Origin of the sequence: Sulfurospirillum arsenophilum NBRC 109478 (assembly GCF_000813345.1) — a bacterium.
Taxonomy (GTDB): Bacteria; Campylobacterota; Campylobacteria; order Campylobacterales; family Sulfurospirillaceae; genus Sulfurospirillum; species Sulfurospirillum arsenophilum.
The window spans coordinates 214,965-231,866 of sequence record NZ_BBQF01000001.1 but is presented as its reverse complement, the minus strand read 5'-3'; the positions used below and the strand labels follow the sequence as shown (position 1 = coordinate 231,866).

Here is a 16,902-nt window from a genome sequence, read left to right as displayed (position 1 = left end):
CTTTCTCTTACATGTAAATTATTTTAAAGAGTTCAAAAAAGCGTGCGTTTTGCTCAGGTGTACCTATCGTGACACGAATAGCATTCATACCATACGATCCTAAATTTCTAACGATTATACCCTTTTCCATCAACTTTTGTGCAATTGCGCCAGAGTTTTTATTTGCATCAAATTCTAAAACAATGAAGTTAGTATAACTCTCAATCACTTTAAATCCAAGTTCTTTAGCAAATGCTTCATAAGCTTTCATCTCTTCAAAATTTTCTTTGACAGAAGCATCCACAAAAGCTTGATCGCTCAGCGCTACAATCGCTGCTTTAAGCGTAAGGTTTGTAATGTTAAATGGCGCTCGAAGTTTTAAAAGCGCTTTAATAACTTCTGGTTGTGCTATGCCATAACCACAACGCATACCGCCTAAGCCATATGCTTTTGAGAAGGTTCCTGAATAAAGAGTATTAGGATATTTTGCAATGATTTCACTTGGAACAATTTTCTTGGCTGGATCTTTAAAACTTGCATACTCTTGGTATGCACCATCAATTACAACCAATGTTTCAGGGCTGATTTGATCTAAAAAAGCATAAACATCTTTTGTATCCAAACATTCACCCAATGGATTATTGGGAAGACAAAGGAAAATAACGGAGATATCTTTGTTTGCTTTATAAATCTCTAGCATCTCTTTTAGATTATGTCCCGCTGTTGGTGTTTTAAGAATGGTTGCACCTGTTTGTAGTGCATAAATCTCGTACATAGCAAACGTAATTCCTGCCATCAAAACTTTAGTGTTTGCGTTTGCTTTAGCATGTACAGCAAAAGAGATCACTTGGTCACTTCCTGCACCAATAATAATATTTTCCTCTTTTACAGCATATTTTTTTGCCAATGCTTCTTTGAGCTCATACATACTATCATCAGGGTAAAGGTTCATTTTTGCGGCTTCATTGCGTACCGCTTCAATGACTTTAGGGCTACAACCTCTTGGATTTTCATTGCTTGCTAATTTGATGACATCTTTTGACTCAATGCCGTATTCGCGAACAACAAGCTCGATTGGCTTACCCGCTTCATAAATTTTTAATTGATCTAAAACACCGTTAAATTGCATTTCTCATCCTCCACAAATATAGCTTCCAAGCCATTTAATATCATATCTGTCTTTATTCTCTTCAATTACTTTTTGGACATTTTCATCATCGATATGTCCCTCAAAATCCATATAAAAGATTGATTGGAACCCTTTCTCTTTGGTTGGGCGTGACTCAATCTTCGTAAGATTCACTTTTTGATCTTGGAAAGTCTGTAGAAACTCCACAAGACCCCCTGGTTTATCATCCGTTTTTGCCAAAATAGAGGTTTTATTATGAACCCCTTTTTTGTTTTTAAAATCACTTAAAATCAAAAAGCGCGTTTGATTTGCCATATTGTCTTCAATTTTTCCAAATAAAATGGGTAAATTCGACAATTTAGCAGCAATATGGGAACAAATAGCTGCAGCATCATGGTCTTCACTTGCTTTTTTCGCGGCTTCCGCCGTTGATTTCGTTGGGATAAACTCTACGCCTAAAAGCATATGCTCCTCTAAAAATCTTCGACACTGATTGTAGCCCTGAGGATGAGAATAGATACGTTTGATCTTTTTAATATCCTCACATACGCTTGCAAAAGAGTGATGAATGTCCATATAAAGTTCTGCCACAATCTTTGAGCTAAACTTACCAAGACAATCAAGCGTTGTCCCCACAGCTCCTGCGGTATTGTTTTCGACAGGAACCACACCGTATTTAGCTTCACCATTTTCAAGCACGTGAAAAACAGCTTCAATGGAACTCACTTCAATATAACTTCCCATTGCACCAAAACGACTCTCCGCTGCTTGGTGGGTATAGCTTCCCTCTGGTCCCATAAAGGCAATTTTCTCTGGAAACTCTAAATTGCGACTGACCGCAAAGACTTCTAAAAAGATTGCATCGATAGCTTGATTATTTAAAGCACCTTTATTAAGTCCTTTTAGACGATCCAAAATCTCTTTTTCACGCTCAGGTCGGTAAATGGCCGTTCCAGTGGTTTGCTTTGTTCGACCAATCTCTTTGACCAATTCCATACGTTCATTGAGTAGTTTTAAAATCTGATCATCAATCTGATCAATCTTTTTTCGATAGTGTTCTATATTATCTTGCATTATTCGCCTTTAATATGCCCAATGGTTGGCACAATTGCATAACTCATACGTACTCTTTCTCCAAAGCAATCACATCTTCAAAGCTCTCGCGTCTGCGAATCAGACGATCTTCACTATTTTGTAAAGCAATTTCTGCCACCCTACTGCGTGTATTGTAGTTGCTACTCATGGTAAATCCATAGGCTCCAGCACTTTTAACAACCAAAAGATCATCATGCTCACATGCTGGTAATTCAATATTTTTCGCAAAAAAATCACCGCTTTCGCAAATAGGACCAACTACATCGCACACGCTTGTCTCTTCATGCTCTTTACCTTCAACCTCAATGGCGTGATACGCCTGATAAAGGCTTGGGCGAATAAGATCGTTCATAGCACCATCCACAATAACAAAGCGTTTAAAGCCATTGTGTTTTTCATACAATACACGTGTTAAAAAGAAACCAGAGTCTCCTACCAAATAGCGTCCTGGCTCACACACAAGCGTAACATCAAGACCGCTCAGCGCTGCAAAAATAGACTGCGCATACTCATACAGAGCAACTGTCGTTTCATCTTTGTACTGAATACCAATGCCGCCACCCACGTCAAAAAACTTAATTTCGATATTGAGTGCTTTAAGATTGCGAAGTAGGTTAGAAAGTACGAGTGCCGCTTCTTTAAAGGGCTCGACTTCGGTAATCTGGCTTCCAATGTGAAAATGAATGCCCACTGGATCAAGTGAAGGTGCATTTTTAGCGTGAATATACATGCGTTTTGCACTCTCCAAATCAACACCAAACTTATTTTCATGAAGTCCTGTTGAGATATACGGATGTGTTTTAGGATCAATGTTTGGATTAACGCGAATGCTAATTCGAGCAACCACGCTTAATTTTTGAGCGATCATCTCTACGCGATTCATCTCTTCTTCGCTCTCAAGATTAATCATCAAAATATCATTTTTTAGTGCCTCTTCGATCTCATCGTCTCTTTTACCAACGCCACTAAAAATAATTTTGTATTTTGGAATTCCTGCAACCAAAGCGCGTTTGACTTCACCGATCGAAACACAATCACACCCTGCACCCAGACTTGCCATATGTTTTAAAACAGAAAGATTAGAATTAGATTTGACGGCAAAGCAGATCAGAGATTTTCGTGCTTTAAAGACTTCTTTGAGGGCAGAAAATTTGTTGGCTATTGTATCGAAATCATAAACGTATAAAGGAGTACCATATTTTTGTGCTAAAGCTTGGAATTTCGTCATTTTGAACCTTATTAGAGATAACAATAATTCTCTATTCTATCAAAAAGTTCAACAAAAAATGATTAAACGCAATCTAACTTAATGTTTAGAATAAAAACGCAGTGCCGTTAAAAAAAGAACAACAATAGGTAGTAAAATTGCAATTTCTGCAAAAATGACACCATTGGCTGCTAAACGGCTGAGTAAGAAAAGTCCACTCCAAACCACAAGTGTGATAAAAGCAAAGGAAGAAGCAATGACTGCCATATTGAAATAACGTCCCATTACAGGTGCTTTGTAGTATAAAATGACAATCAAGAAAGGGGCAAAAAATGGGAAAAATAGTTGATAAAAGAGTGTGGCTTTAATCTTACTGGTATTGACACCTTGATCCTCAAAAAAACGCAATGCATCGATGCCATCACTCACAGAAAGGGTATATTCACTCTGATAAACATTGTCCATGATTTTAGGTTTAAAATTTTCCATCGTTTGAAGTTTTTCAATGTGTTCAATACTAAAACCTTTATCTTCTAACGATGTAATATGAGGTTTATGAATAATACTCACGTGTTCTAAAATCCAGTGATTTTGAACAAACGAAGCAACTGAAGCACGAATCACTTTGGTTAAATCAACATTCTCCACTTCAAAAATAGTCACATCATACGCAATTTGTTTGAGAGGATCGAGTTTTTTAAAGTAGATGTATTGATTGTTATGTTTTAAAAAAAGATCTTCAGAGTTAGTTGAAATACGACTGTATTTTTTGAGGTTTGAGCTATATTCATACGCATAAGCAAATTCTGTACAATTAAGCCCTATATAAAGAAGTGTTAGCCCTAATGAAGTAATGAAAAATGGTCGAACGAGTGCTTTTTTACTAATGCTGGATGCATACATACAAATAAGCTCGTTTGATTTAATCATAGTAAAATAGGTCACAACCATACCAAAAACAATAGAAAGTGGCAGTACATAATTGACCGCATTCATCCCTTGAAAAAGAGCATAGAGTATCTGTAAGTTAGCAGAATCTGGGATATTGTTGTAGTTGGTAAGAAGATCGACACCGACATAAAAAAGATCGAGGGCTATAAAAATAACAAAGAAATTTTTGAGATAATTTTTAACAATATATTTCTCAAAAAGTTTCATACCTTATCCCCATCACACAATGTTTGTTTAAGGGAGTATTGTAGCGAAACTTCTTTTAAATCCCCCGTGAGTAAAGCTTTAATGCTTTTCTTTACATGTAAAATAATTTCTGGCAAAAATTCTCGTTGACACGCAGAAAAATCAGAGAGTACATATTTGGCGACATCACTTTTATGTTCAGGTTTTCCAATGCCTATACGCACTCTAATATACTCAGCACCAATGTGTGCATCAATGGAGCGAAGTCCATTGTGTCCACCATGACCACCACCGATTTTAAAACGTAAGGTTCCAAAAGGAAGATCTAAATCATCATGTATAACAATAATTTGATCAGGTTTAAAATAGTCATCAACAGAGCGCACACTCTCTCCAGAAAGATTCATATACGTTGTTGGTTTAAGAAGTAACATAGAAGGGGCTTTAAAAAGCTCGCCTTTGAAATTTGCTTTGGTGATTTTTTCGCATGAAGATTGGTCACCGATAAGAGCATCGATGACCATAAAGCCGACATTATGTCGATTGTTTTTGTATTGTAAGTCTGGATTTCCAAGCCCTACGATCAGTGTCATATGAAGCGTTACTTCGCTTTAATAACTCCGGCAACAGAAACACGTGTCTCATCCATGATTTTTACGTTTTCTGGAACTGGGATATCACGTACCAAAACAGTTGCACCAACATCGAGACCGCTTACATCAATAACAAAGCTATTTGGTAAGTTTTCTGCTGTACATTTAACTGCTAAACGTTTTTTAGATTGGATTAGAACACCTTTGTTCTTTGTACCGATTGGAAGACCTTCAAGAACAACAGGAACTAAATATTTAGATAAAACACCTGGAAGTGCTAAACGTAAATCTACGTGTAAAAGGTTGCTATTTACAGGATCTCTTTGGTAATCTTGGATCACAACATTGTACTCTTTACCAGCTACTTTCACTGGGAAAATAAGAGTCTCTTTGTTCTTTGCTGCTTTGATGAATTCGTTTGCTTTAAATGCAGCATTGATGTTTTCTTCACCCTTACCGTAAATGTTTGCAATTAGATATCCATCTCTACGAAGCGCTTTGGTAGCCTTTTTTTCGATACTATCTCTAATGATGCCTTCTAACATAGTTTTCCTTTATAAAAAATAAGGGAATAATTGTACAAAATTGAACCTAAAAACTGCATAAATGTTTTATTGCTTTAATCCAATGATGTCTTTATCGTATTCTTTCATACCTTCAGGCAGCTCTTCTTTACGCGCAATTTTTAGACTTTTATCGGCATCGTAAAAATCAAGTGCCATCGTAATATCATTGCGACTGGAAGAGGTTTGAATGGCTGCTTCACGTGAAATTCTACCCTCAGCGTAGAGTCCTAAAAGGGCTTGATCAAATGTTTGTGTTTTATAAACATCTTTGCCCTCTTTGATCGCATCGGGAATTTCACCTTCCCTTCCCTCCAAAATGAGTGCTTCAATTCTCGCATTTTTGACTAAGATTTCAACGGCAGCCGTACGACCATTTTCCACTGTTCTCACAAGCCTTTGGGCAATAACACCTTGCAAAACTGAGGCTAAAGACATCTTGATTCGGTTTTGCTCACTCCCTGGAAACATGCCGATAATACGGCCAATGGTCTCTTTTGCATCCATCGTATGCAGTGTGGAGAGAACCAAGTGACCTGTTTCTGCCGCATGCATTGCTGTTTCTATCGTTTCAAGATCTCGCATCTCTCCCACCAAAATAACATCGGGATCTTCACGAAGTGCTGCTCGAAGTGCATCCGAAAAAGAGATGGCATCTTGTCCTATAGCGCGCTGATTCACCACACACAAGTCATCTTTATAGATAAACTCTACAGGATCTTCAATGGTAATAATATGCTTTTTCTGCGTTTGATTGATACGATTGATCATTGAAGCCAATGTCGTTGTTTTACCACATCCCGTTGGACCTGTCACCAAAATAAGTCCACGAGGAAGGTCGCACAGTGCATTAATGATGGAAGGTAAATGCAGTGATTCTACAGTTGGAAGCACCATTGGGATCGTTCTAAATACCGCAGAGACACCCTCAACTTGAAAGAACATATTGACACGAAAACGATACTGCTCATTGAGCTTAAAGGTAAAATCAATATTTTTCTTCTCAACAAGCTCAGGAAAGCGACTTCTAAGTAACTCTTTTGCCAATGTTAGACCATCTTGATACGAGAGTGTCTCTTCAGAAAAAGAGACAATTTCACCATTAATGCGTCCTCTGATAGTTGTTCCTGTTTTTACATGTAAATCACTTCCGTTTTGTTCGATAAGTTTGCTGAGATAAAATCTCAACTTTTCCATCATCTCAAAAGTGAGTTCACTCACATTGACTGGCTCTTTTGGCATCAGATTTCCTTGCTATTTGAGTTCGTTTAAAATCTCCACAAAAGCTTCTTTGAAGGCACTAAGTCCCTCATCCATTAACTCATCACAAACGACTTGCATGTGAATGCCATTAGCCGCAAGCGAGTGAAAAAAGTTTTCAATCCAGTCTGATCTAAGTTCGATGGGCTTACACTCTTTTGAAGAAGCGATAAACGCTTTTATCGTTCCGAGGGGGGCTGTATTGATCGCATTTTCAAGCAGAAGCTCTTTAATGTAATAATCAGGGCTAAGCTCATCGCCTTTAACGCCTGTACTGGCAAACAGTGCTCTTACATTTGGTAAATGTGCATTTTGAATAAGCTCATAACATCGCATTGCATTCATAATGCCTACACGGGAAGTCACAAAATCAACTTTTTTAAGCTGTTCATCCAACTTTCGATCAAAACGACTTACAAAGATGCTAATGACTGCTTGAGGAAATTTTTTCGTTCCTTTTTGAATCAACGTTTCATTTGCTTTTGCAAAAGCTTCCAAGCATCCTTTGGTTTGAACATCGGAAAAAATAAGTGTTGCATTGACATTAATACCTTCACTTAAAAGCGCTTCCATTGCAATAAAGCCCTCTTCTGTCGCAGGAACCTTGATCATCACGTTTGGATAACCAATAGCCTTAAACAGACGTTTTCCCTCTTCAACTGTTGCTTCAGCATCATCGCATAAAAAGGGGTCCACTTCAATGCTGATAAAGCCATCATCCCCTTTTTCATAAGAAGGTAACAGCTTCTTCGCTGCTAATTGGATATCTCCAATGGCAAGTGCTTCGTAAATCTCTTTGGCAGATTTGCCTTGAAGTTTGACTTTATCCTCAGCATATGCGGGTGAGCCTAAAAAAGCTGACTTAAAAATGGAAGGGTTACTGGTTGCGGCATTGACAATATTTTTTTCGATCAATTCGCCAAATTCACCCTCAAGAAAGCTACGCTCAACAAAATCACACCACAAAGAAAATTTCAAATTATTGTTATACATTGGTTCACTCTTTTAAATAAATTGGAGAAGATTACGCATATCTTTCTCATCGATGACAATATTTGCCGCATTCTTCAAAATCGGTTTTGCACAAAATGCCACTTTTTTGGCTGCACACTCAAACATCGAAATGTCATTAGCGCCATCACCGACAGCAATAGTATTTTCATAACTTACATGTAAAAGATTTTGCACACGTCTTAGCATATCACCTTTGGAAAAACCAAACATCATATCGCCACCAACAAGACCACTTAAGTGACCATCGCGAGCATGCAATACATTGGCAAAATCAGCATCAAATCCTAAAATTTCTTTGGCAGGTGTGGTAGCTATGCGAAATCCACCGCTAAAAACAATGACGGTATACCCTTTAGCTTTTAAACCTGCGATAGCCTCATAAGCCCCTTTCATTAAAGGCAGTGCATGGCAAATCTCTTCTGCTTTTCGAGCATTCATGCCCTTTAAAAGCCCTACTCGCGTTGTTAAACTCTCAAAAAAGTCAAGCTCTCCACGCATCGCAGCTTCGGTAATCATCGAAACTTCTTTTTCAACACCATGCTCTTTTGCTAAAAAATCTATCGTTTCACCATCCATAAGTGTTGAATCAAAATCAAATACACACAACTTCATGCAAACCGCTCCTTCATTGCTATTAAAGCTCTTATTATAGCAATATCTTGCTTAGGCAATAAAACACCTTATAACTTTCATGCCACTAAAGATTGAAAGTAGAAACTACCATCTTTTTCTACGTTTAAGTTATAATATACAAAAGTTCACTACATGGAAAAAAGAATGATAGAACCGTTTATTGAAAAACTAAGGCATGACACCTTCTTAACGCTTGAGACAACACCGATGCATGAGCCAACGTTTGAGCCTATTATTGAGAAAATAGCAACTCTTGGACTTGATGCAAAGGTGGACGGATTTAGTACAACCGATAACCCACTGGCACGACTAAAATTTAACGCTCTTTTTGGCGCACTAAAACTCCAAACACGTTTTTCAAAGCCTGTCATTGCAACGATGAGCATGAGAGATCGTAATAAAATAGCTCTTCAGTCTGATCTTTTGGGTGCGAATGCGTACGATTTACGAACGATTCTTTGCCTTACAGGTGATCCTGCTAGTGCGAGTGACCAACCTGCACTTAAAGGTGTTTTTGAGGGCAATAGCACCCTTCTTTTAGAGATCATTCAATGCTTTAATGCGGGTATTGACTACTCAGGAAAACCGTTTAAAACACAGCCTAAACCTATCTATCCGTTTGCAGTCTGTAATGCACATGCCAATACGCCTAAAAACTTGATGAAAAAGATGGCAACTAAAGTTGAACATGGCGCAGTGGGCATCATTACTCAGCCTGTATACAGTGTTGAAAATGCCAAAATGCTTTTAACTCTTTTAAAAGATGCCAAAACCGAACTGAAAAAAGAGCAGAGCCAAACACAATTAATTTTAGGATTTTTCCCTATCGTAAAACTTCGTACAGCACAGTTTTTAGCTGCACATGTTCCAGGTATTCATGTACCGCCTCTTTGGATGGACAAACTTGCAAAGGCCAAGAAAATCAGTGAAGAGGAAGAGAAAAAAGTAGGATTTGAACTCTCTTTAAATGCTTTTTTAGAACTCAAAAAAGTACATCCGAAAATTCATATTATGAGTGCGAACAACTTTGAATTGGTAGCAGATTTAGTGAAGTATTAGGGTTACATGTAAAGAGCCAAACTCCATGTTTGGCTCTTTTAGACGTTTAGAAATCGCGTTTTAGAAGTTGCTCTACTTTGAGAATGGTCAAGATATTATCTTCTCGCATACCAATTCCATAAACCAACCCTTTTTCCGCATGAATTGTTTCAGGTGGTGGTCCAATACGACTGCTTTTAATACGAATCGCTTCGGTCAAACGATCGATTACAAAACCTGCCGTGTTATTGGCTCCCTTCATCACGATGTAGCGAGTATCTTCCGTAACTTTCACAGGATCCATCTTGAACTTACTTCTAAGATCGATCAAAGGGATAACACTACCTCTTAGGTTAAAAACACCCAAAATATAATTAGGAACACTCGGAACTCTTGTGTATTCAATCGGTTTAATAATCTCTTGAATACTAAGAATTGGCACTGCGTACTCTTCTTGCCCTATAATAAATCCAACAAGTTGAATAACGTCATCTTCTTTTTTATGTGGCTCGTCAACTTGTTCTTGCTGTTTTTTAAGAATTTGATTGAGTTTATCATTCATTGCTCTGCCCCACTTATAGTTTTATATTTTTTCGAACTACGCTCTCAAGGTATTCTGGAGAGTATGGTTTGGTGATGTATTCACTCATTCCTGATTCAACGCCTCTAAGTCTGTCTGATTTAGAAGTACGTGATGTTACAGCAATCAATGGAAGATTTTTATACTTAGAGTATTTACGAATCTCGCCAGCGAGTGTATAACCATCCATTCTTGGCATCTCAATATCAATGAGCACAGCATCAATGCTGTATTCTGCCGATTTGAGCATATTAAGTGCTTCTTGACCGTTACTTGCTTCAAGCACTTTAACACCAATTGGCTCCATCGATTTTTTCATGATATTACGATCCATGGCACTATCATCAACCGCTAAGACAATATAGTCACTTGGTACTGTTTTGGCTTTTACAACGGTTTCTGCACTTGCACGAATGTCAACCGTAATACCTTTTGCAAGGTTCATGAGTGCCGCAACATCAACGATAAGCGTTACACGTCCATCACCTCGGATGGTCGCGCCTGCAATACCTTCAATACCTTGGAGATAATCCCCGAGTGATTTAATAACAATCTCTTCTTGACCAACCAGTGTATCAACCACAACACCCAGTTTGGACTCAGCAAGACCAATGACAACAACATACGTATGTTCGCCACCTTCATACACTTGCTTGACGCCAAAGATATCTGAAAGGCGTACAAGTGAGAGAACTTCATCGCGAAGTCTGAGAACGTTTTTACCCTCAATGGTATAAATCTCATCCAGAGGAATACGAACCGTCTCTAAAACTGAGGCGAGTGGAATCGCATAGTACTCTTCTTGAGCACCAACAAGCAATGCTTGGATAATGGCTAATGTTAGAGGGATTTTGAGTTTAATAACCGTACCATGACCCACTTCGCTATCAACATCAATAATACCGTTAAGTTTTTCAATATTCGTTTTAACAACATCCATACCCACACCGCGACCTGAAACGTTGGTCACAACTTTTGCTGTGGATAATGAAGGTCTAAAGATAAGGGCAAATGCCTCTTTATCACTCATTGAGTCAGCTTCACGCTCAGTAATCATACCTTTTTCAATCGCTTTAGTACGAAGGAGATCAGGATCAAGTCCTTTACCATCATCGGTAATCTCGATAACAATATGATTGCCTTCATTGTACGCTTTAAGCTGGATGAGCCCCGTTTCTGACTTACCATTCGCACGTCTTGTTGCGCCATCTTCAATACCATGATCGCATGAGTTACGAATAATGTGAACCAGAGGATCACCGATCTCTTCAACAATAGATTTATCAAGCTCTGTCTCTTCACCTGAAATTTCAAGTTCAATCGATTTACCAAGCTCACGAGAAAGATCTCTAACCATTCTTGGGAATTTATTAAAGACTTTCGCAATTGGAAGCATTCTGGTTTTCATAACCGCGATTTGAAGATCGGTTGTAACAAGTGAAATCGATGAAACAACTTGATTAAGTTCTTCCAAGAATTTTTCACCCTCATAACGCTCTTCAACGTCATCATAGATTTTAAGCAATCTATTTTTACCCAAAACAAGCTCGCCAATAAGGTTCATCAAGTGGTCAAGTCGTTTAACCTCAACCCTAATGGTTTGCTCCATGGTACTTGCTGAGTCTTTCTTAGCAGGTGCCGTACTCGAAGCATCCGCTCCAGCGCTACGTCTTACGACTGGCTCTGCTGCTTTTGGTGCTTCATCGTCATTATCGTTATCGCTGTTGTCTTTCAAGCTTTCAAATGATGGAGTAGGAACTGCTTTTGGTGCTGCTGTGCCACTATTTTCTCTACGCTTACGATCTTCTTCTTTACGCACTTTTAAAAGTCGCTCAATCTCGTCTTCAACTTCTTTATCGCTGAGTTTAGAATAGTCCGTATTGTCCTCTTCTTCAGATGAAGGTACTGGAGATTCATCCACTTCTTCTGCTACAACAACATTGGTTGGTATCGTTTCACCATTTGAAATAATGTCTAAACGACGACAAATATCGGTAATATCAATACCCACTGAGGTATCGTTACCATTGTCTCTGATAGCATGTAACAAGCTTTTCATAAGATCAATTGACTCCAAAACAACATCCATGACTTCAGGTGTCAATTTTAAATCACCATGGCGCGCTTTGTTAAGAACATCTTCCATATGATGTGTTAAACCAGTCAAAACATCAAAATTTAAAAAGGATGATGATCCTTTGATCGTATGCGCTACCCTAAAGATACTATTGAGCAATTCCAAATCATCCGGCTTGGTCTCTAGCTCCACTAAGTTTTGATCAAGTTGTTCAATAAGTTCGAACGCTTCAACCAAAAAATCTTCTAAAATTTCTTGAATATCTTCCATCGTTCTACCCCTATTGTGCTGTTTTCACGTGCGATTTAATTACTTTAGAAACTTCTTTGTAAAAAATCGACGCATCAAATTTCGTTAAATAGGCTTCACCGCCCGCCTCTTTGCCTCTGATCTCGCTAAAATGGTCACTAATGGAAGAGTTAAAGACAATTGGAATATTTTTAAACCTCACATCCTCTTTCACATTAGCCGCAAAGTGAAATCCATCCATTTGAGGCATTTCGACATCGCTAATAATAATTTTGACTACATCTGTTAAACGATCGCTGTAGGTATTGTAAAGCTCATTAAGTCTTTCCAACCCTTCCATGCCGTCTTTTGCCTCAACCACACGCATGCCCATCTTTTTAAGAGCATCGCTGACAAGCTTTCGTGCTGTCATACTATCATCAAGAATCAGTGCGACACCATCTACTTTGGTGATTTGATCATCATTGACATCCATTTTCGGCTGATAAATTCCCAATGCCTGAACAACGCTTTCAAGATCTAAAATCAAAAGTACTTCGTCATTTTCGATACGCGTTACGCCCGTAATCTGACTTTTATCTAAAGATCCCATACCTGCAACAAACGATGCTGGTTCGATATCTTTCCAGCTGATACGACGAATGCGTTTTGCTTCGTGTACCACAAAACCAATGAGAATATCGCTAAACTCGGTAATGATAATACGTGGTTTAATCGATCCATCATCGGGTTCTTTAATGTTCATCCATTTGGCAAGATTAACGACAGGAATAACGATACCACGAAGATCAAAAATTCCCTCAATATAATCAGGCACGCCTGGAAGTTCTGTAAGGTTAGGAATTTTGATGATTTCGCGTACCTTAGCGACATTCACGCCATAGATTCCCTCATAAACACCGTTCGCTTCCTTTTTAAAAATACGGAAGTCCACCAGCTCCATCTCATTGGAGCCTACTTTTAAAATACTTTCTTTAGCCATTGCAGCCCCTTAGTTGCTTTTGCGCAAATTCTGTCTCTGACGAAGATTGTACACTAAAATAGCTTTGATTGCACGCAAAAGATGAAAAATTTATATAATGTGTTCCAGATACCATAAAATCACAGTTCTGATGGTAATGACCTTCCGCAACAACATCCACTTTGGGGTATAAATATAGCTTTTGTTGCATTTGCGTTGCAAAATTTTCTATTTGCTTACACAATCTTTTTTTACGCTGGTCATTTTGGATCTTTTGAGAAATAGTACCATGTAGTAACTCATCCAATCCACTAAGTAGACTCAAGACACCTTTATTACGGATCATCTTTGTATAACAACGGTGTATAAAGCTTCCATATTTGTCACCATGCAACAAAAGACAGCTTTTCCCATTAGGAAGTTTACATGTAAGGGGTTGTTCTTCAATCGGAATTACCTTTACATGTAAAAAGAGTTTTGAGAGATTGAAGTCGTGATTGCCTTCAAAATAGTACACTTCGCAACTTTGTCCAATCTCTTCAATAAGATCAATATAGTGTTGATATTGTTTAACACCTTGACGTACATTGCCAACCAAAAGATCGAACATATCGCCCATTAAAAAGAGTTGTGGAGGAGGATTTTGTTTTACATATAAAAGGAAATCAAAAAAGAAAGAACGCTCATCTGAGTCATGTGCATCAGCGATAAAAAGCGCTCCTTCTTGGATGATAAGATTAGGGGACATAGGCGATAATAGGAATTCCAGCAGACTCTTCAAAGCCGCACATTAAGTTGGCATTCACCACCGCTTGGGCTGATGCGCCACGTAAAAGGTTATCGATGCTGGAAGAGACAAAAATAGATTTGTCTTTTTGACTGACAAAAATATCACAGAAATTTGTTCCAGCCGTTGACTTGATGTCCACAGGCACTTCGCGAATACGTACAAAACGCTCGTTTTTGTAAAAAGCTTGAAGGACAGCTTTTGCATCGATGACTTCATTCGTTTGAAGATAAGAGCTCACCAACATTCCACGACTCACAGGAAGCAAATGAGGTACAAAATTGACCTCGAACGCATGTCCGCTAACAAGTCTTAGTTTTTCAGCGATTTCTGGCTCATGGCGATGTTTAAGAGGATTGTAGGCAAAAATATTTTCATTAATAGTCACAAAATGCACTGTTTGTGTTGGCTTTTTACCCGCACCCGACACACCGCTCTTCGCATCAATAAAAATAGGCGCTTCTTTATTTAAATAACTCAAAAACGGCAAAATCCCTAAAATCGAAGCCGTTGGATAACACCCTGGATTGGCAATCAAATTGGCTTGTTTAATTTTGGCACGATTGATCTCAGGAAGCCCATAAATAGCCTCTTTTAAATTCTCTTTATCTTCATGCTCGCAGTAATGTTTTTCATATGCTTCTAACTCTAAACGATAATCAGCAGAGAGGTCAACCACTTTTACATGTAAAGCTAAAAGCTCTTTTGCAAAACCCATTGCTGCCTTATGAGGAAGCGCTAAAAAAGCAAGTTTGGCATGTTTGGCAACTTCTGAAGCATCGGCTTTTACAACCTCTTGCTCAAAGACACTCGCTAAACTTGGGTGCAACTCAGAGGCTTTGACTCCACCTTCGGTTGTCGCAATATAGGTTATATTAAAATGTGGATGATTGATCAAAATTTTCATCAGCTCCAAGCCAGTATAACCGCTTGCACCAATGATCGCTACATCTATTTTTGACATGATTTATCCCTCGAAATTAATCTCATGGTATGCGACTTCTAGTATCTCATACGCTTGTGAACCTGACGGAAGTTTTATGGTCACTTCTTCGCCTTCTCCGTGTCCCATCAACTGCTTCGACAACGGTGAGTAGTAGGAGATAAGCCCACGATCAGGATTGCTCTCGGTGCTTCCAACAATCGTATAGGTCACTTCTTCGTTCGTCTCTAAATTTTCCAGCATAATGGTCGAGCCAAAACGCACTTTATCGTGCTCGTAAGAGCTTGGGTCAATAACATGTGTACGTGAAACAAGGTCGCTCAACTCACCAATACGTCCATCAATAAATGCTAAACGCTCTTTGGCTGCATGGTACTCTGCATTTTCTTTTAAGTCGCCGTGACTGCGTGCAATATCTAATTCTATAACCGTTTCAGGTCGTTGTCTTTTTTTTAAATCGCTTAGTTCGTGTGTTAGTTTTTTGTAACCATATTCGGTCATAGGTTCTTTTTGATTGTTCATGGTTATCTCCTTATATCTTTCATTATACCGTCATTATACTTATCATTGCCTCTTGACTACCGTGCCCTAGCATAGCTCTAAGCTTTTTAGCATGATCAAAAAATGCCTCTTTATTGACACTTTCATACGCTTGAAGCAAATTATCAACCGTTACCTCTTCTTGTAGAAACTCCACATGTAAAGGCTCCATTTTTTCAAAATCAAAAATAAGATTGGCAAGACCTACATGCTTAAGCTTCACAAACTGCTTAGCGATCCAATAATCAATCGCCTTAGCTTTATACGCTAATACAAAAGGAACACCAACCAGAGCAGCCTCAAGCGTGGCCGTTCCTGAACAAACGAAGGCAAACTCACTTCGCTCAAATGCTTCATAGGTATCGCGACAGATTTTAAAGTCATGTATATCGCCATAAATCTCTGCAATTTCACGGTAATCATAATGCGCGGGAATCACCAAGAGTTTTTCTTTGCCTTCTATCTTGGAAGCCAGTTCTTTGTAAATCGGCAATAAGCTTCGGATTTCACTTTTACGACTTCCCGGTAAAAAAGCTATCACACCTGTCTCATCAGCTCTTAGTTTAAACAGAGGGATCTCATCTAAAAGTGGATGCCCCACATAGGTTGCTTTGGTATAAAAGTTTTGCTCAAATGGCAAAATAGACGCTAAAACATCGCAATATTTTTCAACAACAGCTACCCGCTTAGGTTTCCACGCCCACACTTGAGGCAAAATGTAATAAATAATTTCAACATTCGGATTGATCGTCTTAATTGCTTTTGCCAAGGGGATATTGAACGCAGGCGAATCGATAAGTAAAACTTTATCGACAAAAAAACTCATACGCGCCATCGTCTTGATTGCTTTTTTAGCTTTGCGAATTTTTGGCAATGCATCTAAAAATCCCATAATCGAAAAAGCACGACTCGGAAGTAAGGGTTTTCCAAAGCGCTCATCAAAGATACCATACATCTCACACTTCTCTAAAGCATTTAAAATAGGCTCTAAGTGTAAATTTGCCGATGGTTCTAGGGCGGAAACAAGTAATTTCAAAATTGTACCTTTTAAACTTTCTTCAAAACGAAGTCTATACAAAAATCTCTTAAAAATGTAAGTCAGTTTCGTTATAATGTT

17 protein-coding genes are annotated in these 16,902 nt (G+C 38.5%); 1 reads left to right on the top strand and 16 read right to left on the bottom strand.

Features of this window, described 5'->3' with window-relative positions; translation table 11 throughout:
• Window positions 1–7: 7 nt before the first annotated feature.
• From hisC to serB, 9 genes are all read right to left on the bottom strand, one after another.
• Entirely contained in the window at window positions 8–1,108 is a 1,101-nt protein-coding gene (gene hisC, locus SAR02S_RS01185) for a histidinol-phosphate transaminase (RefSeq protein WP_041956155.1), read from the bottom strand.
• Between the two features lie 3 nt (window positions 1,109–1,111).
• Window positions 1,112–2,182 (bottom strand): prephenate dehydratase, encoded by a 1,071-nt coding sequence (gene pheA, locus SAR02S_RS01180; protein WP_041956154.1) that lies wholly within the window; start codon window positions 2,180–2,182, stop codon window positions 1,112–1,114.
• Between the two features lie 43 nt (window positions 2,183–2,225).
• Window positions 2,226–3,431, bottom strand: coding sequence for a diaminopimelate decarboxylase (lysA, locus tag SAR02S_RS01175; protein ID WP_041956153.1), 1,206 nt, complete (start codon window positions 3,429–3,431; stop codon window positions 2,226–2,228).
• A gap of 78 nt (window positions 3,432–3,509) precedes the next feature.
• On the bottom strand, window positions 3,510–4,568 hold the full coding sequence (locus SAR02S_RS01170) for an LptF/LptG family permease (RefSeq protein WP_041956152.1): 1,059 nt from the start codon (window positions 4,566–4,568) through the stop codon (window positions 3,510–3,512).
• Window positions 4,565–5,140: an aminoacyl-tRNA hydrolase gene (gene pth / locus SAR02S_RS01165; RefSeq protein ID WP_041956151.1), complete on the bottom strand. Its 576-nt coding sequence runs from the start codon at window positions 5,138–5,140 to the stop codon at window positions 4,565–4,567. The genes SAR02S_RS01170 and pth overlap by 4 nt, the downstream gene beginning before the upstream one ends.
• An 8-nt stretch (window positions 5,141–5,148) precedes the next feature.
• Window positions 5,149–5,685 carry a 50S ribosomal protein L25/general stress protein Ctc gene (locus SAR02S_RS01160; protein ID WP_041956149.1) on the bottom strand — a complete coding sequence of 179 codons (537 nt, stop codon included), beginning with the start codon at window positions 5,683–5,685 and terminating at the stop codon, window positions 5,149–5,151.
• A 66-nt stretch (window positions 5,686–5,751) separates the two neighbouring features.
• The gene (locus SAR02S_RS01155) at window positions 5,752–6,945 is read right to left on the bottom strand and encodes a type IV pilus twitching motility protein PilT (protein WP_041956148.1); all 1,194 of its coding nucleotides are present in this window, start codon (window positions 6,943–6,945) and stop codon (window positions 5,752–5,754) included.
• A 12-nt stretch (window positions 6,946–6,957) separates the two neighbouring features.
• Window positions 6,958–7,956 carry a transaldolase gene (locus SAR02S_RS01150; protein WP_041956146.1) on the bottom strand — a complete coding sequence of 333 codons (999 nt, stop codon included), beginning with the start codon at window positions 7,954–7,956 and terminating at the stop codon, window positions 6,958–6,960.
• 12 nt (window positions 7,957–7,968) lie between these two features.
• Complete coding sequence (gene serB, locus SAR02S_RS01145; protein WP_041956144.1) at window positions 7,969–8,589, bottom strand: phosphoserine phosphatase SerB; 621 nt, start codon at window positions 8,587–8,589, stop codon at window positions 7,969–7,971.
• Between the two features lie 165 nt (window positions 8,590–8,754).
• Here serB and SAR02S_RS01140 point away from each other — a divergent pair, with 165 nt between their 5' ends.
• Window positions 8,755–9,669: a methylenetetrahydrofolate reductase gene (locus tag SAR02S_RS01140; RefSeq protein WP_041956142.1), complete on the top strand. Its 915-nt coding sequence runs from the start codon at window positions 8,755–8,757 to the stop codon at window positions 9,667–9,669.
• 46 nt (window positions 9,670–9,715) lie between these two features.
• On the opposite strand, the gene SAR02S_RS01135 is transcribed toward SAR02S_RS01140, so the two are convergent.
• The 7 genes from SAR02S_RS01135 to lpxB are packed head-to-tail and all read right to left on the bottom strand — an operon-like array spanning window position 9,716 to window position 16,821.
• The gene (locus tag SAR02S_RS01135) at window positions 9,716–10,210 is read right to left on the bottom strand and encodes a chemotaxis protein CheW (protein WP_041956140.1); all 495 of its coding nucleotides are present in this window, start codon (window positions 10,208–10,210) and stop codon (window positions 9,716–9,718) included.
• 13 nt (window positions 10,211–10,223) lie between these two features.
• Complete coding sequence (locus SAR02S_RS01130; protein ID WP_041956139.1) at window positions 10,224–12,575, bottom strand: hybrid sensor histidine kinase/response regulator; 2,352 nt, start codon at window positions 12,573–12,575, stop codon at window positions 10,224–10,226.
• Window positions 12,576–12,585: 10 nt separating this feature from the next.
• Window positions 12,586–13,536, bottom strand: coding sequence for a chemotaxis protein (locus SAR02S_RS01125; RefSeq protein WP_041956138.1), 951 nt, complete (start codon window positions 13,534–13,536; stop codon window positions 12,586–12,588).
• Window positions 13,529–14,263 (bottom strand): UDP-2,3-diacylglucosamine diphosphatase, encoded by a 735-nt coding sequence (locus SAR02S_RS01120; protein ID WP_041956136.1) that lies wholly within the window; start codon window positions 14,261–14,263, stop codon window positions 13,529–13,531. The genes SAR02S_RS01125 and SAR02S_RS01120 overlap by 8 nt, the downstream gene beginning before the upstream one ends.
• Entirely contained in the window at window positions 14,253–15,266 is a 1,014-nt protein-coding gene (argC, locus tag SAR02S_RS01115; RefSeq protein ID WP_198133057.1) for an N-acetyl-gamma-glutamyl-phosphate reductase, read from the bottom strand. Before argC ends, SAR02S_RS01120 begins: the two co-directional genes overlap by 11 nt.
• Window positions 15,267–15,269: 3 nt before the next feature.
• Window positions 15,270–15,767 carry a transcription elongation factor GreA gene (gene greA / locus SAR02S_RS01110; RefSeq protein ID WP_041956135.1) on the bottom strand — a complete coding sequence of 166 codons (498 nt, stop codon included), beginning with the start codon at window positions 15,765–15,767 and terminating at the stop codon, window positions 15,270–15,272.
• Between the two features lie 22 nt (window positions 15,768–15,789).
• Window positions 15,790–16,821, bottom strand: coding sequence for a lipid-A-disaccharide synthase (gene lpxB, locus SAR02S_RS01105; RefSeq protein WP_041957216.1), 1,032 nt, complete (start codon window positions 16,819–16,821; stop codon window positions 15,790–15,792).
• Between the last annotated feature and the right edge of the window lie 81 nt (window positions 16,822–16,902).